Here is a 21,903-nt window from a genome sequence, read left to right as displayed (position 1 = left end):
CTTTTCGCCTCCTTCCTCCATTAGACGGAGAGATGTTTCATTTCGTTCAAAATTTTGAAATTTTTTGTAACCTTCTATGAATTTACCTTTAATTTTTGCGTCAAAGATGTTCCCTTTGAAGACATAAGTTTTTAATTCCTTAACTAACTTACTCCGTTAGCTTAATAAGAAAAGTTGCTTTTAACTTTCCCTTGTGACTAATTTCATTATCGGTATACTGTCATTAGTATTTCACAAATATCCACCGAAGGAACACAAAACGGCAGATATGAATCATAGAATTCATACCTGCCAAAGCTGCTTACTCTTATTTATTAAAATGAATGTTGTTATATATTTGCTATTTGCTCGATATAAAGTGAGTAATCTGCATCTAGTTTTTCTTTATTTTCAATAATAATTTTACCTTCATATAATGATTCACCTGTACGTAAATCGCCGATAAGGAACAAATGACCATCCGAAACACGATCGAGTAAATATAGCTTACCATCTGTAATCTGTATAGAAGGTTTTTCTTTAGCATTAGCAATGCTAGGATATTTAAAGCTGAAAGGTTCTTCCCACTGATTCTTCTCTATATTATAACGGTTCAGTACTAACCCATTGGTTGAACGAACAGGAATAAATATATATGTTCCTTGTAGAATGATCGAGTGCTTATATGGTTTTAATTCGGCCGGAATTGTCCACTCCTTCTCTTTATTATTCAGATAGTTATACAGATACATTGGGCTAGAGATAGTTTTACGCTCACCATCTTCTAAATATTTGTATTTTTCAACCATATATAAGATATAATTTTCATTTTGTACTTTATTATATTCATTAAATATATAGATGCTGGCCCTGCTTTTCTCTTCTGACTCCATTTTTGCAATAATTGAGTCTTGTTCTAATTCCTTTTTGTTTTCATCAACTGTATATAAGTGCAGCTCTTCCTCATTATTGAGATTGCTTGTTGCTAATATTTTTATTTTTCCATTTTCTACATAGACATCACTCTCATTAATCCAGTCATATCTTATTTGGTCTGGCATATTGATTTCAAATGAAGAACTTTCATTTTTATGTTTATCAAGTATATCGATTTGCAGAGTGAAAGAATCTCGACCCTCTTTATTTGAAAAAATCGTGTAAATTAAACGGTCTTCATCTTCAAAATACTGACCAGGATTTGCTTCTTTTCCACGCATAAACTTACGGTGTTCTTGAATATATTTTTGAAACATCCCAGGGTAATATCGTCCCTTCAACTCTCCAATAAAAGACCCACTCTGATTACTCGTACCATCCTTTGATATATCCAACCTACTATAAATATCACGACTTTGATAAATTGCATGAATGATAAGATTATCTATTTCTCCCTTATTTCCGTTAGTAGTTTCAATTTTTAGAGAAACATTATTTTCCATTACCTGTTGAATATAGTAAGAACCGATTGTCGTCACTATGATTAAACTAATCAATATCGTTTTCCAATATTTTTTCATTGTCATCCCCCCTTAAACCCTGATTTTACATTTTAGCAAATGATTTGCGATCCAAATGGCACTGACTAATACGATAATGCCCATTACCAGTTCCATTAAGAAGACTTCTAGTGAGTAAAAATAGCCATTTAATAACCTATTTACTAATAGTGGCGCAATAAATACTCCGAACGATAGCATTCCATAAACGATTGCGATAAAAATGCCTTTTAAACCGTAGCTTCGTTCAATTAAAATGGCCGTGAAGAGAACTGCTACAAACATTAGCCCGACTCCATAAATCAGGATAAATTCCGTTAAGGTATTCGGATAAAGCCTTTCTAAACTATATCCATCATTAAATGAAAAATGCGATTGTAAATCTGTTGGTATAATACTATTAACAATTTGCATTTCGATTGAGATTAATACTATTTGCAAGGCAACTAAACCAAGTACTAAAAGCATAATTGTCGTTAATTTTGAGAAATAAATAGTAATTCTTTCAGTTGGCAACATTAATAATCTATAAATAAATGTATTTTTTCCAAACCAGTCCCGATACCAAATAAAGAAAACATAAATCATCAATATGGCTATGCTAAAAAAGATTGGTAGCAGAAACCATTCAGAACCAACGAACTGATTAAAAGAAAATAACCCGTATTCTTCAGTATATTGGCTCATTGATAATTGATTTTTATACATCACTTGATCCACGTCATTCATATATCCTTTTGACACGACAACAGCCCCAATGAATTGACTTACTATGATCAATCCTATTAAAGTTAGGTATAGTTTGAAAAATCGATTTACTTCGAAATTAAGAAGTTTTAAATAGTTTTTCATCCACGATACACCTCTCTCATGACATCAACGACTGATTTCCCTTCCTTTTCACGCACTTCCTCTACGCTAAATTCCTTTAATACTTCACCGTTATCAATAAGCACTGCTCTATCAATCAAGTGTTCTATATCACTAATTTCATGGGTTGTAATAATCACACCACGATCTTCAATTAAATGGCTTGTAAACACTTCGGCAATCTGCTCCCTAGAAAAAATATCAATACCAGAGAATGGTTCATCCATCAGTAAGTAATCCACATTCAGTGCTAAACCTAATATCATATTGACTTTAGCCATATTCCCCTTTGATAAATTGGCAATCCGTTCAGTAGGATCTAGCTTAAAAAATTGCAGCAACTCTTCTGCCCTTTTTGGATCCCAGTTTTTATAAAAATCGGCCATGAACGCAAAGGCATCACAAATCTTCATTTGCGGCAACATCGTAATCGTATCTGGAATAAAGGTAACTTTTTCAAAGCTTTCTTTTCGGATTTTTTCCCCATCGATCAAAATTTCACCGCTATTAATCGGAGTGAGCGCCATAATAGCTTTCATGATCGTCGTCTTCCCTACTCCGTTAATACCGATTAAACAAGTAATTTCACCTTTTTCAGCAGTAAAAGAAAGACCTTTTAATACCCGTTTCCTGCCGTATTTTTTCTCGACATTTTTTACTTCGATCATTTCGATTCCTCCGCTTCTCCGCTTTCAGCATCATGCTTTTTCTTAACTAGCTCCAATACTTCGGATAACGGCACATCAATGGATTTAATAGAACCTAAAAATAAGTCAACCGCTTCGATAATCAATTCCTCACGGACACTTTTAAGGACCGCTTCATCTTTAGTAATACAGCTCGGCATATTCCCCTCAGTAAAAATCAATCCTTGTTCCCCCATTTCCTTATAAGCTCGTTGTGCAGTATTTGGGTTAATCTTCAGCTGGTTGGCTAGCTCTCTTCTTGATGGAATCTCCTGGCCAGGTTCAAAATACCCTTTGGCGATTTGCTCTTTAAAATGCCGGATAACCTGGACGTACACTGGATCCCGATTATTAAACTTTACAGTCAATTAACTCAACTCCTAGAAAATTATATTTTCGTGTATTAAGCACTTAATACAGATTGAGCATAATGGTGGGCTAAGTACTTTTAAAGAACTACCCAAAATATTATATAGCCATTACCCCGCTAATCGATCTTGATGTATTAACAGCTTAATACACCACCCTCAAAAAAATGTAAAAGTGTATTAAGCTCGCAATACACCTTTCGTAATGTATTATATGCTTAATACACATTTCATGTCAATCAATTCCATGGAAATATATCTCAACGTTTATAAAGACAACCAGTGTTAAGCTAGCCTTCTCCGTTAGTGAAAAAGCGATTGCTCTTCTAGAGAATTTCAAAGTTCTGATACGCTTACTTTAAAGTCAGGAATATTTGAGAATTGTCCCTTTAAACCAATTTATAAATGTATTTTCATATAATATTAATTTAAGTGTATACATTTAGAAACGCTCATTCGTTGTATAAGTAGAAGGAGGAGAAACATGAAAAAAGAAGACGTACTAGCCTCCTATCTTATTAATTTAGGAGAGGAAGTGTTCCGCCTATTACTAGCGAAAGGAGCCAAGAAAGAGGATGCGGAAGATATCATACAAAATACCTTTTATAAAGTTTATCTATTGTTGGACGACTTAACAGAACGGAATTTACGTCCGTGGTTTTTTAGAGTATCACTTAATGAATATATTGATTTGAAAAGGAAAAAAGAGCAACAGAACATTTACTTAAGCGAGGATATCTATTCAAAACTTCAACATATGGACTGCGAAATAAATACGATTTTAAATAATGATGAGATTTTCTATTTATTAAAAGACGTCAAAACAGAATATAAGGAAATTTTCTTTTTAAAGTATTACTATGAATTTTCTTATGAAGAAATTGCAACTATTTTGGACATTCAAGTAGACAGCGTAAAGCAAAAATTATATCGTGCACGTAAATCTATTCACTCAAAAATAGGAGGAAAACGTTAATGGATATTTCGATCAAAACTGCTTTAAAAAAAGCTAAACGAAAACAACTACTAAAAATCATCATTTCTTCAATTATTGTCGTACTAATTCTAATACCAATCTTCTATAAAATAGGCAACTATTTTGCAGCCAAAGGTTCTACCCGACTTCACGATTCGCTTTTCTTACATAATGCAATTGCCGAGCCGAATATTCAAATCGATTCTCAAGTAACAGCTAATTCATCCATGTTTGGTGGTAATATTATTTCGAATCGTTCAAAAAATATTAATGGCTATGTAGTCCCTTGGAGCACACTTACGAGTTCATATGGTTGGCTTCGCTCACATATTGACACCAATGAATTAGTACCAGGCTTTTATTGGTCTGACACAGATTTTTATGAGTATGATAAACAAACAAAAAATAAAGTGGCGACATTTTATCATCCTTCTATTCAAAAATATTTTGATGGTGTACAAAATGAACTCAGTGAAGTTTCACAAATGAAAAACTACGTGGCGGAAGTTGCTATTTCTTTTGATCAACCGTATACATTACAAGAAATACAAGCAAAAATTCCCGATAATTTAAACATTGTATGGTTGTATATGGCCTCGCAAATTGCAGATGAAAGTAAAGGACCTTCAGGGGTGTCGATTTATGGATTTGATCCATCTTCTTCACCAAAAGATGCTTACAATGAATTTATAGATTCGCTCAAAAAATATGATGGTAAAGGTGGGAATGAACCTATTCAAGAGTTTTTAAATTCGAATAAAAATAAAAAATGGGATGAAGTGGAAATCTTAGGGGTAATGCTAACGGGCCAAGCGCAAAATTTTAAAGCTTTAGAAAATCAAAGTTTTGTTCGTGGAGCTTCAGTAGGCGCCACTGCACAAATGGTACCTTATATTAAACCAGAAAAATAACGAGTCGAAATCTGTATTACCTCCCTTTACAGTGGGTGGCTGGATCTATAAAGCAAAACAATAATAAGTACCAAGTATTTGTATTAAGACAAAAGAGGCAGTGCTTTTGAGAACTGCCTCTTTTTTTAAGTATTTTTTCTACTAAATTGCTCCGACAGTTCAATAAAGAAAAAAGAGCTGCCCATGAAACCAATCACCCCGTTTGTTGAACAGGGAAACCTTTTTGCTATTTTCTTGGCTCTAAATTTATCCTTCTTTATCGTAAGTATTCTTTATAAGATTGAGCTTTGGCATATAAGTATATCCGCCCGCTACCGTTTCTTTTGTTTCAACATCATATATTGCATATCTACCACTAAATTCTTTTTCTGTGTCTTTAAAGGAATAAAAGAAATAAACTTGCCTATCAGGGCTAACGGTCTGATGGTAGTTAATATCTATATCAGGGTAGGGACGAAGAATATTTCCATCAAAAGTTATATAATTTAATTTTTCTACCTCACTAAACAATAACTTTTTTCTAATATTTACAGATGCATCAGGCATTTCTTTAAAAAGAGCAGTATCCAAATGTCTTTGCTGTTCCTTTGACCTCAGCTTAAATCTTAGATAAACCTCCTGATGTACAGGATACTTCAGGTCTCTTAATGCCTGGTAAAATTCATCGACAGTTTCATCAAAAACTTTTTCCTTGTTTGCAGGATGTAAATATTCATTTTTTTTTGAAGCTGTAGTTTGTGAATAAACAGGATTTGCAAATAACATGGACAGACTGAACGAACATATAAACATAGACAAACAAATTAAAAATGGCTTTTTCATTTAGGTTACTCCTTTTTAAAAGTAACGTACCCTAAATGTACTTTAACTATCCTGCTCTGTTAGCGAAAAAGCGATTGCTCTAATGATACAACCAGAATCATCAGAGAAAGGTGTTCCAAATAAATACTTACCGCACTAAACTGAATCGTTTTTACAAAAAGCTCAAAATCAATTTATCGGAACATTTTTTTGATTTATCGGAACAATTTTTAAAGTTATCGCCTAACTTTAATTTATCTCAACTCTGTTTATTTATCGCCTAACTTTTAAACTTTATCGCTTCAAGAGGTCAAAATTAAAAAATCACCTCTAAGAATCGAGGTGATTATCATCAAACATTTTTTATTAAGCTACACACTGTAACCACGAGCGCATTTAAGATGCATCTTCAAACTGACTATTATATAGATCTGCATAAAATCCTTTTTCTGCAATCAGTTCTTCATGATTGCCACTTTCGATAATATCTCCGTCTTTCATCACTAAAATCAAGTCGGCGTTTTTAATTGTTGAAAGTCGATGGGCAATGACAAATGATGTTCTTCCCACCATCAATTTATCCATCGCTTCTTGGATAAGTGCTTCAGTACGTGTGTCAACGGAACTAGTAGCTTCATCTAAAATAAGCAACGGTGCTTTTTTAACCATGGCCCTTGCAATGGTAATAAGCTGTTTTTGCCCAACAGATAAACTCGTTTTATCGTTTAAAATCGTATCATAACCTTTTGGCAAAGTTCTAATAAAGTGGTGCAGACCTACTGCCTTACATGCCGAAATCACTTCTTCATCGGTTACATGCTCCTTGTTATACACGATATTTTCCTTAATGGTACCTTCGAATAGCCAAGTATCTTGTAGCACCATACAAAATAAATCGTGAACATTTTTACGAGAAATCGATTTAGTCGGCACGTCTCCAATCATGATTTCCCCTCTATCTACTTCATAGAAACGCATAAGAAGATTAACAAGCGTTGTTTTCCCTGCTCCAGTAGGTCCGACAATAGCAACTTTTTGACCTGCTTTTATTTGCGCAGAGAAATCTTTAATAATTAACTTCTCTTTCGTATAGCCAAACTTAACATTTTTAAATTCCACATTGCCAGTAACATCTTTGGCATCTAAAGTGGCTTTCTTATTACTTTCGTCTTCAAGCTCCTCTTCTTGTAAGAACTCAAAAACACGTTCGCTTGCTGCTGCAGTTGACTGCAAGCTTGTAGCTGCCTGTGCTAACTGTGACAACGGCTGCGTAAATAAGCGGATATACACCATAAATGAAACGATTACACCAAATGTAATGGAACCTTTCACTGTTAGTGCAGCCCCTACGACACAAACAACAACATAACCTAAATTTCCAATAAAAATCATGAGAGGCATCATCATGCCGGACATAAACTGCGCGCGCCAAGCGCTATTAAACAGACTTTCATTGATTTCATTAAATTCTTGCTTCGCTACTTTTTCACCGTTATATACCTTCATGACATCATGCCCTGAATAGATTTCTTCAATATGGCCGTTTATTCTACCAAGGTCTTGCTGCTGGCGTATGAAGTATTTTCGGGATCTTGAAATAATAAAGGTCATACATACAAACCCTACGAAAGTTGCAGCAATGGCAGAAAGTGTCATCGTCACATTAATTGAGAACATCATAATTAACGATCCAAAGAACATAACGACCGCTGTCACTAACGAACCAATACTTTGATTTAAGGACTGTCCGATCATATCCACATCATTCGTGACACGACTTAATACATCACCATAGGTTGTAGAATCAAAATATTTCAACGGTAATCTATCAATTTTGTTCGATATATCTTTCCGTAACTTTTTAGAAACTCGCTGCGTAATCGTAGCCATAATAAACGCCTGCAAATAATTGAAAATAAAACTCAATCCATACAAAATAGCAAGGAACAGTCCTATTTTTCCAATCGCCGTAATATCAATTTCACCAGTAATGCCTTCCGTTATCAAATCAGTGATGTCACTAAGCATATTAGGTCCAACGATCGTGAAAATTGTTCCTACAGTTGCCAATACAAGTGCAAAAATCATCGCTGGTAAATAAGGTTTACAATAGGCAATCAACTTGCCCCAAGGCTTTTTAAAATTTTTTGGCTTTTCCCCAGGAGCTGCCATATGACCTGGGCCACTAGGACCTTTTCGGGGCTTATTTTGTGTATTAGGCATTGTCCAACTCCTCCTTCGATAACTGAGAATAAGCGATTTCCTGATAAGTCTTACAAGTTTTCAATAATTCACTATGTTTTCCCATACCAACGATTTTACCTTCATCAAGAACAATGATTTTATCAGCATCTTTAATCGTTCCAATTCGCTGTGCCACAATCAAAGTTGTTACACCTTTTGTCTCTTTTTTCAACGTAGAACGAAGTTGACGGTCTGTTTTATAATCTAAAGCGGAAAATGAATCATCAAAAATAAAGATTTCTGGATTTCGATTCACTGCTCTTGCAATAGAAAGACGTTGTTTCTGACCTCCAGAAAGATTTGTACCACCTTGAGCGACAGCCGCATCATATTGGTCATCCATGTTCTCCACAAATTCTTTCCCTTGAGCAATTTCTACCGCTTTTTTGATTTCCTCATCTGTTGATGGGGTCTGGCCGTTACCACCATAGGCAACATTAGATTTTACTGTACCTGAAAATAGTACGACTTTTTGAGAAACGTACCCAATCTTATTATGAAGAGCTTCTTGTGCATACTCTTTCACATTAATGCCGTCGACTAATACTTCACCCTCAGTAGCATCGTAAAATCTTGGAAGTAAATTAATAAGCGTACTTTTACCACTACCAGTAGAACCAATGAAAGCAACAGTTTCGCCTTTATGTGCTGTAAAACTAATATTTTCTAAAACATAGTCCTCTGCATTCGGATATTTAAAGCTAACATTACGCAGTTCGATTTCACCTTCGATTCCTTTAGGTGACGATTGCAATTCTCCATCGATAATTGTTTGAGGTGTATTTAGCACTTCATTAATACGCGCTGCAGATACTGCCGCTCTTGGCAGCAAAATGAACGTCATTGATAACATCATAAATGCCATAACTACCTGCATTGCATAAGACGAAAATACGACCATATCACTGAACAAACCGATTCGATCCATACCTCCTGCATTATTAATCAAATAAGCACCAATCCAGTAGATAGAAAGAGTTAAACCTGACATGATCAGACCCATCCCAGGCTGCATAAGGGCCATAAGTCGGTTCACGAAAAGATTTGTATCCGTTAAATCTTTATTTACTTTTTCAAATTTCTCTTCCTGATATTGTTGTGCGTTATAAGCATGAACAACACGAATACCAGTTAAACCTTCTCTTGTTACGCGGTTCAAATGATCTGTCATTTTTTGAACGACTTTAAATTTCGGTAGTACAAAGATAATCAGGTTGCCTATCAAAATAAGTAAAACGATGACAGCTACTCCTGTTGCCACTGACCACTCCCAGCTTTTCCCGGTAATCTTCAAAATAGCCCATACTGCAAGGATCGGCGCCTTAATCATAACTTGAAGCCCCATCGCAACCGTTTGTTGTATTTGCGTTATATCATTAGTAGAACGAGTAATAAGACTAGCGATTGAAAAACCATTAATCTCCTCCATAGAGAAAGATAGCGTTTTATCAAATACACCTTTTCGTAATTCCTTTGACAAAGATGTTGCTACCTTTGCCGCAAAATAGCCAACAATAACTGCCAATATCATACTGCCAAGGGCACATAATAACATCTTCCCTCCAGCTGTCCATATCTCGTTCGTTTTACTGCCCTCTGTTTGTACAAGAGTCGTAATTTTAGCCATATAATCCGGCAACTTTAAATCCAAATATACTTGCCCTACTATGAACACAATACTAGCAACAACGAGCGTCCATTCTTTCGGTTTTAAGTATTTAAATATTTTCAACATATTCGCAGTCCCCCTCGTTTTAGTTAGCACGCTAACTATATGGTCAAATAAAGCTTCAAAATAGCCTCTTCTTCAAGATCCTATATTCTCTTTCATGGCATCCATCACTTCAAAAAAAACGTCAAGTTTCTCTTCCGGGATACCTGATAGTAATTTTTGTTCAAGGATTTCTCTACGCGTCTTAATATCTTCATGGATTTTTAGCGCATCTTCTGTTAAGACAATTTTTTTCAGTCTTGAATCGTAGGAAACAGATTGCCTTGTAATCAAGCCATTACTTTCCATGGATTTTAGTATTCTAGATGCTGTTGATTTACGAATAGAAAATGCTCTTTCAAAATCCTTTTGAAACACATCTTGATCTTGGTTTTTGAAAAGATAACTAATCGTCCAACCATGCATGGCAGTAAGGTTATCTTTTTCCGTTAGCGTAGCACTTGTGATTTGATCCAATTGTCTTCTCATTAAAAGCGACAAAGTACGCAATTCTAATCCAACTGATCTCCTTTTGCCCAATTCTATTACCCCCGATTTATCAACGCTAAACTTTCGCATGTAAATAACTAGTTTATAAGTATTTTGGGTCGAACATCTCCATAATAAAGATACTTACGTCCTTAGCTACCGATGAATCATGTTGAGATTTATCTTCGTATTCAGTTTGCCATATTGGCTTTAAATAATCCAACAATAAAGTATGCTTAAAAATGTCAAAATAACAATGACATTGGGCTTGGTTGCATAAATATATTTCAATAAAGAAAGAATGAAATTAAAATTGTTGAGAAGAAGATTTACCAAGGCATATTCATATATGTTTTTTTCATTTTACATATCTGATTTAAAATAGGGAATAATACAAGGTGGTCATTAGATTTTCTATTTTAGGAGGACTAGCATGTCTACATTTAATTTGCGCGATAAAGTACCTGATTTCACTCTTCCAGCAGTGAATGGAGAAGAATTCTCTTTTGTATCCCATCAAAGCCAGCATAAAAGTTGGCATCTTATTATCTTTTTCAGAGGATCATGGTGTCCTGTTTGCCTTCATGACTTAAAAGAGCTTGAAGAAAACAAAAGTTATTTTGAAAGCAAGAATGTACACCTAATTACCATCTCAACGGATCAGTTGGATAATTTAAAGAAAATGGTCGATGAGCATCGCCTTTCTTTTACCGTCTTAGCTGATGAAGAGTTAAAAACATTAAAAGCATACGATGTATTTTATCACGGTGAGGATGCGCCATATGAGGATCATGGCACGCACGGAGAGCCAGCCTATTTCCTAGTTGATGAAAATGGACAACTACTATATCAACAAAAACAAACAAGTCCATTTGGACGCCCATCATCTACTGAACTTCGCAAGATCGTTCAATATATTGGAAAAAATTTAAAGTCAAATCAATAAACAAAAGTGATTGGGCGCAATAGTAGAGCAGCAAAATGATCCATATCAAATGGATTTTTTTATAGTAAATACTTAAAAGGTGATCACATAGAGTTGTGATTACCTTTTTTCTTTACGTGGTATCAATTCGTCACTAGGCCATAAAAACAATATTAATTCCATTTGTGATAGCAAACTAGAATTTGATTTCGGAAGTTATTATATTTTCATATTTAATTCTCTATTAGGGTTATAGGATTTTAGCCATTTATCAGCTTCAATAATGATCCATGTTCCAAATTCATTTAAAAACGATAACAATAGGTTAGTATCTACTATAGGTGTAATGGCATATTCAAGTGCCTTTCTCATGTCACTTTCCTTTTCAGGGTAATATTTAGAAAACATTTTATAAGCAGGGTATAAATCCCTTGTATATGTGTTTTCTTTGGTTATGATTAGTGCAAGCCCTGCTCTTACTATAATTTTCATAATCCACTTGCAACAATCCTTAATATCCTCTATATCTGAATTATCTTGTAGATCATCACAGGCATTTTTAATTTGACCTTGTAAATGAATAAGATGGTCATTTGCCAAAGCTTCATTCGCTTTATATTTTGGTAATTGAGGGATCAAGTCTTCTCCAAACACGCACATGCCATGGGTTTGGAGTATGAAACTAATGATAGAAAATGTTGACGTATTTAAAACAGCTTCCATGCAGTGAACACTTAGTTCAATACCATCTACACAAGTATATTTTTGAGATAATTCTTGTTCTACTTCTTTTAGCCGCTTTAGCTGCAGATTATTAAGCTTTTGCTTAGTAATCGCTATTGTGTCTAAGTCAGCTACACCTTCAATACCTATTCCTCTTGGAATGGATCCCCTTATGTATACACTATGTAAATCAGCTTGAAGATGGGTAGAATACGTATGAACTACATCGTTTATTACAGGAAGAAAAATCGGCTTGATGTTATTCCAATCTGAATGATTAATAATATGTCCATCACTATCCGTGACACATAAGCTTCCAATTGCTCTAATAGTAGTCATCACATTACTCCTTTTATAAAATATAGTAACTCTACCTACTATGCTACGCCTCTCGCTGCGGGTTATATCTTCTAACAAATAAAAACAAGTTTCAATAACGACATTGAATAGGGATTTTTTTGAATATTCACTTATTATATCTAATTCACATAAAAATAGGATAGCACGTTCTTTATCGAACATGCTATCCTACTTTCATTTTGGAAGTGATTTAGGCTGAGATAACCTTAAAAAACTATACTTAATTTTTAATACTTTTTTCAGTAAACTCCATCTTCCAGCTGAAGTATTCGCCATTACTTTTCATTAAACTCAAATTCAATCTTTCCTTCTACCAAACGGAGTGACGCATTAAATTGTTTACCATTCTTTGATTTAAACCCTTTAAGCAGAGCTGTTTTACCAATCTTACATAAATCATTAATGTTCTTTTCAGTTAGTTTTTTTCCTAATAGCCTTCCTGGGAACGTTTGTTTACAACCATTTTTATAATTCGAGCAACCATAAAAGCTTTTACGCAAACCTATTTTTCCTACTTTACATGTCGGACACGTCACAATATCTTTTACAGCAGTTGGTTTAAACTGCTCTGTGTCTATTGTAAGTGACTCTAACTGTATAGGTACCTCGGCTATTAATTGATTAACAAACTTGCCTATGCTTTCAATAAAATGTTTTGCAGACCCTTCTCCACGACCAATTTTATTTAAGTAAATTTCCCATTTTGCAGTCATAGATGGGCTTGAAAGTAATGTCCCTTCAATTGACCGACATAAAAGCTCCCCTTTTTGCGTAATGCTCACTATGTTTTTTCGTACTTCAATAAATCCATGTTTTTTAATGGTCTCTATAATGCCACTTCGAGTTGCTTCTGTGCCAATACCTTCAATCGATTTCAGCACCTCGATTTCCTCTTCATCCTCAACTGATTTACCGCATGTTTTCATCATCGTAATGAGTTGCCCTTCTGTATATGGTTTAGGTGGCGTTGTCGTGCCTTCTAAAATAGAAATCTTACTTTGTACCATCTCATCTTGGAAAACGACAGGTAACGACTCTTCCCGCTCCTTTAACTCTTTTTCACTTGAAAACAATTCTTTCCAACCTTTTACAAGTTCTGTTTTCCCTACCGTTTTAAACTCTATATTTTTGACATTCGTTAAAATTGTTTTTTCATCGTATTCATAATCTTGATGGAACATAGCGAGTGTCGTATTGACTATTTCAAAATAAATATTTCGTTCATCCGCATTCATTGATTGTAACGCTTTTTCTGTCGGCACTTTTTTCGTTGGAATAATAGCATAGTGCTCCCCAACGTTGGCACTGTCGACGTAGCGTTTGTTATTCCCTCGATTTATCGCATTAAATGTCTTTCCCACGAGCTGCTGATATTTTGCCAATGATTCATTTAAATAAGCAAACTCATTATGTGTAATGAGCTGCGAATCGGTACGTGGGTAAGAAACAAGCTTTTTCTCATAAAGTGATTGCGTAAGTTTCAACACATGTGACGGACTGTATTTCCAACGTCTATTAGCGGCGGCTTGTAATGTTGATAACGCATGTAGTTTTGGTGGTGCAATACGCTTCGTTTTGTTCGTTACACTCGTAATTAGACCCGTATCCATCGGTTCAACCCCATGTTGTTGCAATAATTGCACAGCCTCTGCACGCTCTTTTGTTTTTAACTTTGCCTTCCCTTTATATACACCATTTTGTGCTTTAAAGACCCCTTCAATTTCATAAAATTTTTCAGGCTTGAAATGTTCGATTTCCTGTTGTCTTTTATAAATTAAATATACGGTTGGCGATTGCACACGACCGATAGAGATACTACCCTTAAAGCCCTTTTTTTGTAAAAGTAGCGTATATAGGCGACTACAGTTCATGCCTACTAACCAATCGCTAATTTGACGTGTTTTTGCTTCTTGGTACATGAGCAGATCACGCTCATTACTTTGCATATTATTAAAGCCTTTTCGAATTTCCTCAACCTCTAATGAATTGATCCATAATCGTTTAACAGGCTTATTTACTTTCGTCATTTTTAAAAGTGAGTAGAAGATATTTGAACCTTCACGTTCACTATCGCAGCAGTTATAAATCATTGTTATTTGTGGATCACTAAAGATTTTTTTTACGGCATTAAATTGTATATACATTTTAGAGACAACTTTATCTTCAAATTTTTGAGGAATGATTGGTAATGATCCAAGCGACCACTTCTCCCATTCCTTTTGATATTCTTTTGGTTCTTTTAATTCAACAAGATGACCAACTGCCCAGGTAATTACTGCACCTTCAGGAAAAGTAGAACAAGGTTCCAATTCAATAAATACTTTCTCTTTTTGTTTAATTTTAAAAGCGTCTGCATAAGCTCTTGCTTGAGATGGTTTCTCTGCCAAAATGGCGATTTTCCCCATTAATCATCACATCTTCTTTAAAATATTTTAGTAGCTTTTTATATAAAAACATAAATTACTACTATTTTACTTTAAACAATTTAAAATATCACTTACTAAAATCTTTGTACCAGAAGCACCCTTCAAATATTTTAAATTGCTAGTTGCAAGCCAATCTATTTCGTCTAGCTTTGTGCAATTTTTCCTGAATCAGGCTGCTGTGATTTAACTAAGTAATTTTCATTTATCACTTTATTACCAACTATCGCTAATGCATTTAAACATGTAATATGTCATTCGATAAAGCTTATTATCATCCCTCCGTTAATTGAAGCAGAAAACAACTAATGGACTTTAATTGAAGAAGTTAGTCAATTGAATTAGCTATTCTGACTAATATGTCAGGTGTTTCTGTATTGGCTACTTTATTATATACCCCCAACATATACTGCAAATTATTCTTTTCAAAGACAAAAAAATTAAATAATAGATCCTCGAAATAAATACCTTTGGTACCATCTCGAAGTATATACTCCTTACCGTTTAAGTTCAGTTTATTTTTGAAGTTCAATTTATTTTTTGAAGGACGAATGTCAATTTTAAAGATATTTTCTCTTATTTCTTTGTTAACAAACCTAATTTCTAAGGAATCATTCACATTATAGTTCTTATCTTCAAAAAACCTTCCAAATTGATGTGTGAAAGGAATTGAAGGCAACATTTCGGGCAACTTTACATCACATTTAAAATGATTTTCAAATTCCTTTACTGCTTTTTTTACAGATTTATATCCAGCTTTTTTGAACCCTTCCTCAAAAGAAGGTGGAGTGTCGTTCGGATTAGCATTTACTATTCCGTAATTCAACCCACAAATTAATATACTAAATAAAACCAATAGAAGAGGAATAATTTTATTCACTTTCATCACCCTAAATTATAATTAGGATTAGTGTGTCCTGTTCAGTTACATTAATTCCATCTTCGAAACTCAATGATTTTTAATAAAACCACTTCATCTTCTTCATTCTGTTTTTGACGAGTCAAGACAGCTTCTTCCTTAAAATAGCGATAGTAACCTGAGCGTGAAACATTTGCAATTTCACAAAGATAACGCACCATTCGTTTTAATTGATATTTTTCAATAATCTGATGGATTAATTCAAATTTTTGTACAGTACTTATTTTGATTTCTTCCTCATCAGCTGCCTTTCGAGTTGATCTAGCTTTTTTAAAAGTTCGTTTTCTGCTTCTAACAATTTCATCTTCGCCTCTAAGCGGGCGTATTTTTCTTCTAAACTTAATTCACGCTCTAAAGGGCGACCTGAAGTATGTTTTCTGGCATCTTCTAAACCTGTTAGCCCATGTTCTTTATAAGCCGTACGACAACGATTCGAAGCTCTACGAATACGCGTAGGACCAAGGGCTTCAATGTCAAAACCCGCCTCAAGAAAAATTTCACTTGGATATTTTCCTTTATCGTATTCATCAATAAAAAATTCCTTAAATTCATCCGTATAAGTAATGGCTTTCGCACTTACCGTTTTGATGTATGGATTTAATTTTAATTGCGCCTGTTGTTGTTTCGAAAATAAATTTTTAGTCATCCTATTTAACCACCACTCGTTTTTTTCTTCATTATAAACAAAAATACCCTATAAGATGACCTTTTTGAAAGTGTCTATCTTATAGGGTACATTTTAAAATCTGGTTGACTATTTTTTATTCAATTTATAGATTGATAGTAGCCGGGGTTCGAACGGAAGCACCCGTGAGACTTGATCCCGACAACTAAACTGTTCACCCTCTACTTGTTAACACATGATTAGGCTGGTTGAGACATAGTGATCCCGTATAACAAGCGAAAATATGAATAACAAGCTAGATAGAGGTTACCGATCAACGCTTTGTGCATCCTAATTTTTTAATTGTTTGGTATTTACAAAAAATGCTGTTCCTATTATAAATATGCCTAAACAAACGAACATAACAATCCCTGAATATTCATCATCAAATATTGTTGTGTTAACCAAAATAACTAACATCATTAGTGCAAGTGATACATATAAGCCTTTAATATATTTCATAAGTTATACCTCCACCTTAATAGCAGTTGTACTATTACTATTCAGATTATTGATACTTTTTTGACACTTCATTTAATATTAACACCAATTTCCTTTATTTGAAATCGAAATACAAAAGCACCTGCGTTTATTCAACTAAACTGCCCAGTTAGTTGAATAAGAAAAGATGGGATTTCTGTGGTATCCCATCTTTAAGTAAAGCTACCCGTTAGTTCAATAAGAATTATGTAGCTTTAGAATAAAGTTACCGGGAGGTGCTGTGTTTTTATATGCGTTATTTGAATACGGGCTTACGATAAAGTGACGACTTTATTATCATTATACAATATTTACAATATTTATGTACAATGTATACTAAGTATATATTATACTTAGGGGGTCTTTTATAAAAAATACATAATTTATAATGAAATTTAAATAATTTTACTTTTATACATTATATACTTAGTATATAATAATTTCCAAAGAATAGGAGGAATTAAAACATGATTAAAGTTAGAAATTTGAAAAAGGAATTTATACAGGGGCAAGAAAGAACTCAAGTCTTGAAGGGTTTTGATTTGAACGTTGAAGAAGGCGAATTTGTGGCTGTAATGGGCCCAAGCGGTTCTGGAAAGAGCACATTACTACAACTTTTGGGGGGTCTTGATGTCCCTACTGAGGGAGATATAGTAATAAATCAAAGTAATTTAAGTAATATGACGGAAAAAGAAAGAACGATATTTCGTAGAAAGTATATCGGTTTTATTTTTCAGAATTACCAGCTACTCCCTACATTAAGTGTAGAAGAAAATATAGCTTTCCCTCTTCATGCAGATGGTAGTTTAACAAAAAAGAAGAACCAAATAATTACAGAACTACTTGATTCTATAGGATTGAAAGGACTTGGTCGGAAACGTGCTAATTTGCTGAGTGGCGGTCAACAACAACGAGTTGCTATAGCTAGGGCGTTAGTTAATAACCCTTCTGTTCTATTAGCCGATGAACCAACAGGAAATTTAGATAGAGGTAAAGCCGAAGAAATACTCGGATTAATATCAAGATTCAATCGAGAGAATAATCAAACAATCATCATGGTAACGCATGATATTTTCGCAGCTGGGTTTGCTGATCGAATTATTCTTTTTAAGGATGGTGTTATTGATCAAGTGATTTCTAGAAAGGATGATGATTATGCTAAATATGTGGCGAATTTCATGGCGTAATATAACACAAAATAAAAAAAGGTTTTTCATTTCCCTACTTGGGATCATCTTAGGTATAGCTTTTGTAACATCTATGCTTATTGCAGACAAAACAACAAATGATGTTTTCGATTATTATGAAGAAATGTATGTGGCAAATGCGGATTATTGGGTTCTAAGCGATGAACATACATACTCTGAGGATGTGGTTTCGTCAGTTTTAACTAGCCCAATTGTGACGGAAACCATGCTTGCACTTGATAAACAAGCCTTTTTTGAGCTGGAGGGTGATCAATCTTTAAATCAAAGATCCGTCCGAATTACAGGCGTGAATGATCAAAGCAGTTCTTTACTGAAACTTCCTGTTATCGAAGGGAGTTTGGATAATGAAGGTTTGGTGATACCAAAAGCTGTTGCAAATCTATTAAATAAAAACGTAGGAGATACAATTAGGTTTACCGATTTGGGAGAAGCTAAGGTTTCCGCCATTGTTGAATATACGCCGTTGCTTGCAAGTCCGAGTAACTGGGAGCGTGCTGAATCAACCAGCTTCCGAATCATGGCTCCACTTGAATTGCTACAAGAATGGACTGGTATGGAGGACAAACTTTCCTATGTAAGATTTCAAACAACTGAAGAAGGAGAGAAACTTTTTCAATCTCTCCAGGAAGAATTTCGTAATTCAAATGTATATGTACAACCAGTTATCGCGGATGATCGACAAAGTAACGATATAGGGGGACTATATACGTTCTTTTACTTAATTGCTGGGTTATCTATGTTTATTAGCGGATTCATTGTTTTTAATATGATTTATACAAGTGTTATGGAGCGAAAAAAGGAATTTGCAATCATGAAAAGTTTCGGATATCTACAAAGTTCTGTTTCCAGACTTATTCTTATTGAAGTACTACTGTTGGGACTAATAGGTACAGCTGTTGGGGTGCCTATTGGAATTTGGCTTGGGGATATGTTCATGCAAACTTTACTAAGCGTATTTGAATTTGACATGGTTTACACATTAAATTGGAAAATACCTGCATTAATAGCTGTAGTAGTTGGAATTTTATTTCCTGTTGTATCTTCATTATTTCCTATTTACAATGCGGGGAAAACCTCTGTGTTATTGACATTAAAAATGGCAAATCAAACCCAATCATCGAGAAGCCTGTACATAGTTAGGACAGTTCTAGGTGTTGGCTTGCTTGCTTTTGTATTTATCAATCATCCCATCTCTTATTTAGCGATTTTAGTAAGCATCATTTTGTTGTTTCCATTATTGTTACTTGGTGTGAGCAGGATATTTAAACCTATTTTAAAATTAATCTTCGGCTACTCTGGTAGTCTGGCAACGCAAACCCTTACAAAAAAATTAAATCGAAATGCTAATACTGCTGCTATTCTTGCTGTGGGGATTGCAGTGATATTATTACTAAGTGCTGTTATTGAATCCGCACCTGAAGGTTATGAAAATGAAATCGGGAATACGTATGGAGGAGACCTGAGAGTTTCATCAGAAGCACCTTGGTCTAATCAGGATATAGAAAAGTTACTATCGTATGATGCTGTTGTAAATGTTGATCCTTTAACGGAAGCTACGCCAATTACATGGGTAACCACTGATGGGGAGAAGAGACAGTTTTCCATTTTTGCTGTAGATGAAGAAGGCCCCACCTTATTTGAAAGTTCTAATAAAGACATTTTATATTATGAACTGGCAAAGGAACCTTCTGTTATCCTCGGCGAAAGAGCTTTTGATGAATGGGGTGGAAATATAGGAGAATATATTTACATTAATACACCCTCAGGTAAACAACAACTTGAAGTCCTTGATGTAGTGAAAACATCGAATTACTCAGGCTATGTTGCATTTATGGATGAGAATCATTTAAATAATAAATTTGGTTGGGCGAATCATTTCGACATATTATTAACTTTAAATGACGGATATACTGGTGAACAATTACGGAATGAGTTATGGTTGGATTTCAGCACTCATCTCTCAAAAGTAGAAACAGTAGAAGATGAAATTAAATCAACTACTTCAGCATTAACCGGTATGAATGAGTTGATTTTAATCATGTTAGTTTTAATCATTGGACTAGCTAGTATCGGTACAGCAAACACTTTATTAATGAATACGTTGGAACGCACCACCGAGATAGGGACAATGCGAGCGCTTGGTTTTACGAAACAGCAAGTTAAAAAGATGATCATTGGAGAAGGTTTACTTATAGGATTGTCGGGGGTTATTGGTGGTATAATTTCGGGTGTAGTTTTACTTTATAAAACTAGCCAATCCGAACTATTGGGAGGGTTTATATCTTTTCAATTACCTTTAGGGAATATTATTCTGGCACTGATTGCTGGTGTTTCTCTAAGTCTCCTTGCTTCTTGGATTTCCAGTACTACAGCTAGTAAAATAAATATTATATCATCACTCAAAGAAGGTTAAGCAATTATGTCGATTAAGAACGGAATATTAACTCTGCTATTTCTACAAAAAAATCATGGGTATGAATTAAAACTAGAGCTAGAATCCCATCTGGGAGTTAAAGGAAAAATTAATCCTGGTCAAATTTATACGACTCTAGACCGTCTAATACGTGATCAACTTGTCTTATCTGTAGGAATGGATGACCAAGAAAGAAAACTTTATGAAATCACTACGGAAGGTAAAAAAGAGTTGGAAAATTGGTTACTGGAACCTGTACCCTATCATTCTACTAAAGAAGACTTTCATTTTAAATGGAGCTGTGCTCGTAAGATTGATTTCGAACAAGAAAAGAAAATGCTTGATCAACAAAAAGCGATGATAATGAAAGATGTCATGGAATTGACTAAATTTAAAACGGAATTTCTTCTTCAAGGTGACGAGAATAGGTATTTATTAATCACTGGTACCCTCTTGCATTTAGAAGCAGATTTAAACTGGATAAATCAAGTTGAAAATCGAAATAGACCAAAATTCTAGGTAAAGGTTTTCTCTTTTAAAAACCTTTGCCGTTATTCAATCTTTTGAAGGGGAGTGAAAATTTTTTGGATGTTATCCTTGATTACAATTGGGAATTGTTTATCTTTATAGAGGTATTGTCATTGGGATCCCTGATCTTATTCGGTATATTTCGCTATTTTTTTAAAAAAACTCGATTGAGCCTAATGTTTATTTTTTTATTTCTGTTTTTGTTGATAATTGAGGGATTACTCGGACTGTATGTCTATCGTCAAACAGGAGAAATATCAACTTTTCAAATCGTTATTATCATCTTTATCATTTATGCTTTTACATTTGGTATACTCGATTTTATCAAATTGGATCGTTGGATGCGTAAAAAAATTGGAAAGTTACGTGGCGTTGAATTATTGACTGATAAAGATTATGAGATTATTGAAAAAAATAATAATCCTAAATATATTGCAAAGAAATATCGTGTATCATCCTATTTTCATTCAGTTTTGTTCATTACAGTTCAAGCTATTCTGTGGGTAATTGGTACAGAAAGTTTGGAAGAAATAAAGATGTACTTAAGTGATTTTTCGTGGCTAGGAAATGGAAATGCTAAAGAATCACCTTATCCAAATGATGCTGCGTTTGCAATAGGTGTAATTTGGGGAATTGTATTTATTGCTGACTTTATTAATTCATGGTCTTATACATTGTTTCCAAAAAAATAGGCAGAAGTAAGTTTGAACTTCAAAATTCGCACAATTA

20 protein-coding genes are annotated in these 21,903 nt (G+C 34.3%); 7 read left to right on the top strand and 13 right to left on the bottom strand.

Features of this window, described 5'->3' with window-relative positions; genetic code table 11:
• Positions 1–329: 329 nt before the first annotated feature.
• Genes ACVYAD_RS10980 through ACVYAD_RS10965 form a run of 4 tightly spaced genes read right to left on the bottom strand, consistent with a single transcriptional unit; the run spans position 330 to position 3,399 of the window.
• The gene (locus ACVYAD_RS10980) at positions 330–1,496 is read right to left on the bottom strand and encodes a hypothetical protein (RefSeq protein WP_476426429.1); all 1,167 of its coding nucleotides are present in this window, start codon (positions 1,494–1,496) and stop codon (positions 330–332) included.
• 12 nt (positions 1,497–1,508) lie between these two features.
• Positions 1,509–2,327 carry a hypothetical protein gene (locus ACVYAD_RS10975; RefSeq protein ID WP_476426427.1) on the bottom strand — a complete coding sequence of 273 codons (819 nt, stop codon included), beginning with the start codon at positions 2,325–2,327 and terminating at the stop codon, positions 1,509–1,511.
• Positions 2,324–3,013, bottom strand: a complete 690-nt coding sequence (locus ACVYAD_RS10970; RefSeq protein WP_476426425.1) for an ABC transporter ATP-binding protein — start codon at positions 3,011–3,013, stop codon at positions 2,324–2,326. The genes ACVYAD_RS10975 and ACVYAD_RS10970 overlap by 4 nt, the downstream gene beginning before the upstream one ends.
• Entirely contained in the window at positions 3,010–3,399 is a 390-nt protein-coding gene (locus ACVYAD_RS10965; RefSeq protein WP_374966927.1) for a GntR family transcriptional regulator, read from the bottom strand. The genes ACVYAD_RS10970 and ACVYAD_RS10965 overlap by 4 nt, the downstream gene beginning before the upstream one ends.
• Before the next feature lie 484 nt (positions 3,400–3,883).
• Here ACVYAD_RS10965 and ACVYAD_RS10960 point away from each other — a divergent pair, with 484 nt between their 5' ends.
• Both ACVYAD_RS10960 and ACVYAD_RS10955 read left to right on the top strand, forming a co-directional pair.
• On the top strand, positions 3,884–4,375 hold the full coding sequence (locus tag ACVYAD_RS10960; protein ID WP_476426423.1) for an RNA polymerase sigma factor: 492 nt from the start codon (positions 3,884–3,886) through the stop codon (positions 4,373–4,375).
• Complete coding sequence (locus tag ACVYAD_RS10955; protein WP_476426421.1) at positions 4,375–5,286, top strand: sigma factor regulator N-terminal domain-containing protein; 912 nt, start codon at positions 4,375–4,377, stop codon at positions 5,284–5,286. Before ACVYAD_RS10960 ends, ACVYAD_RS10955 begins: the two co-directional genes overlap by 1 nt.
• A 246-nt stretch (positions 5,287–5,532) precedes the next feature.
• Here the strand turns inward: ACVYAD_RS10955 and ACVYAD_RS10950 are convergent, their stop codons facing one another.
• From ACVYAD_RS10950 to ACVYAD_RS10935, 4 genes are all read right to left on the bottom strand, one after another.
• Entirely contained in the window at positions 5,533–6,108 is a 576-nt protein-coding gene (locus ACVYAD_RS10950; protein WP_476426420.1) for a hypothetical protein, read from the bottom strand.
• A 375-nt stretch (positions 6,109–6,483) separates the two neighbouring features.
• Complete coding sequence (locus tag ACVYAD_RS10945; protein WP_476426418.1) at positions 6,484–8,310, bottom strand: ABC transporter ATP-binding protein; 1,827 nt, start codon at positions 8,308–8,310, stop codon at positions 6,484–6,486.
• Positions 8,303–10,066, bottom strand: coding sequence for an ABC transporter ATP-binding protein (locus ACVYAD_RS10940; RefSeq protein ID WP_476426416.1), 1,764 nt, complete (start codon positions 10,064–10,066; stop codon positions 8,303–8,305). Before ACVYAD_RS10940 ends, ACVYAD_RS10945 begins: the two co-directional genes overlap by 8 nt.
• 72 nt (positions 10,067–10,138) lie before the next feature.
• A complete protein-coding gene (locus tag ACVYAD_RS10935; RefSeq protein WP_476426414.1) occupies positions 10,139–10,582 on the bottom strand; it encodes a MarR family winged helix-turn-helix transcriptional regulator in 444 nt (147 codons plus the stop codon).
• A gap of 382 nt (positions 10,583–10,964) precedes the next feature.
• Here ACVYAD_RS10935 and ACVYAD_RS10930 point away from each other — a divergent pair, with 382 nt between their 5' ends.
• The gene (locus ACVYAD_RS10930) at positions 10,965–11,477 is read left to right on the top strand and encodes a peroxiredoxin family protein (protein ID WP_349658440.1); all 513 of its coding nucleotides are present in this window, start codon (positions 10,965–10,967) and stop codon (positions 11,475–11,477) included.
• Between the two features lie 198 nt (positions 11,478–11,675).
• Here ACVYAD_RS10930 and ACVYAD_RS10925 read toward each other — a convergent pair whose 3' ends face one another.
• The 5 genes from ACVYAD_RS10925 to ACVYAD_RS10905 all read right to left on the bottom strand — a co-directional run bounded on the left by ACVYAD_RS10925 (position 11,676) and on the right by ACVYAD_RS10905 (position 17,007).
• Positions 11,676–12,518, bottom strand: coding sequence for a nucleotidyltransferase (locus ACVYAD_RS10925; protein ID WP_476426589.1), 843 nt, complete (start codon positions 12,516–12,518; stop codon positions 11,676–11,678).
• A gap of 296 nt (positions 12,519–12,814) precedes the next feature.
• Positions 12,815–14,944 carry a type IA DNA topoisomerase gene (locus ACVYAD_RS10920; protein ID WP_476426412.1) on the bottom strand — a complete coding sequence of 710 codons (2,130 nt, stop codon included), beginning with the start codon at positions 14,942–14,944 and terminating at the stop codon, positions 12,815–12,817.
• A gap of 346 nt (positions 14,945–15,290) precedes the next feature.
• Complete coding sequence (locus tag ACVYAD_RS10915) at positions 15,291–15,848, bottom strand: carbon monoxide dehydrogenase (RefSeq protein ID WP_476426410.1); 558 nt, start codon at positions 15,846–15,848, stop codon at positions 15,291–15,293.
• A gap of 253 nt (positions 15,849–16,101) precedes the next feature.
• A complete protein-coding gene (locus tag ACVYAD_RS10910; protein WP_476426408.1) occupies positions 16,102–16,527 on the bottom strand; it encodes an HTH domain-containing protein in 426 nt (141 codons plus the stop codon).
• A 309-nt stretch (positions 16,528–16,836) separates the two neighbouring features.
• Positions 16,837–17,007 (bottom strand): hypothetical protein, encoded by a 171-nt coding sequence (locus ACVYAD_RS10905; protein ID WP_476426406.1) that lies wholly within the window; start codon positions 17,005–17,007, stop codon positions 16,837–16,839.
• A 485-nt stretch (positions 17,008–17,492) separates the two neighbouring features.
• Here ACVYAD_RS10905 and ACVYAD_RS10900 point away from each other — a divergent pair, with 485 nt between their 5' ends.
• From ACVYAD_RS10900 to ACVYAD_RS10885, 4 genes are all read left to right on the top strand, one after another.
• The gene (locus ACVYAD_RS10900; RefSeq protein ID WP_476426404.1) at positions 17,493–18,212 is read left to right on the top strand and encodes an ABC transporter ATP-binding protein; all 720 of its coding nucleotides are present in this window, start codon (positions 17,493–17,495) and stop codon (positions 18,210–18,212) included.
• Positions 18,181–20,646: an ABC transporter permease gene (locus ACVYAD_RS10895; protein WP_476426402.1), complete on the top strand. Its 2,466-nt coding sequence runs from the start codon at positions 18,181–18,183 to the stop codon at positions 20,644–20,646. Before ACVYAD_RS10900 ends, ACVYAD_RS10895 begins: the two co-directional genes overlap by 32 nt.
• Before the next feature lie 6 nt (positions 20,647–20,652).
• Positions 20,653–21,165: a PadR family transcriptional regulator gene (locus ACVYAD_RS10890; protein WP_476426400.1), complete on the top strand. Its 513-nt coding sequence runs from the start codon at positions 20,653–20,655 to the stop codon at positions 21,163–21,165.
• A gap of 65 nt (positions 21,166–21,230) precedes the next feature.
• Positions 21,231–21,866, top strand: a complete 636-nt coding sequence (locus tag ACVYAD_RS10885; RefSeq protein WP_476426398.1) for a hypothetical protein — start codon at positions 21,231–21,233, stop codon at positions 21,864–21,866.
• Positions 21,867–21,903 lie beyond the last annotated feature (37 nt).

It is taken from the genome of Lysinibacillus sp. G1-3 (genome assembly GCF_056322905.1).
Note: the sequence above shows the minus strand (reverse complement) of the source record. Positions and strands in the feature narration are given on the sequence as shown.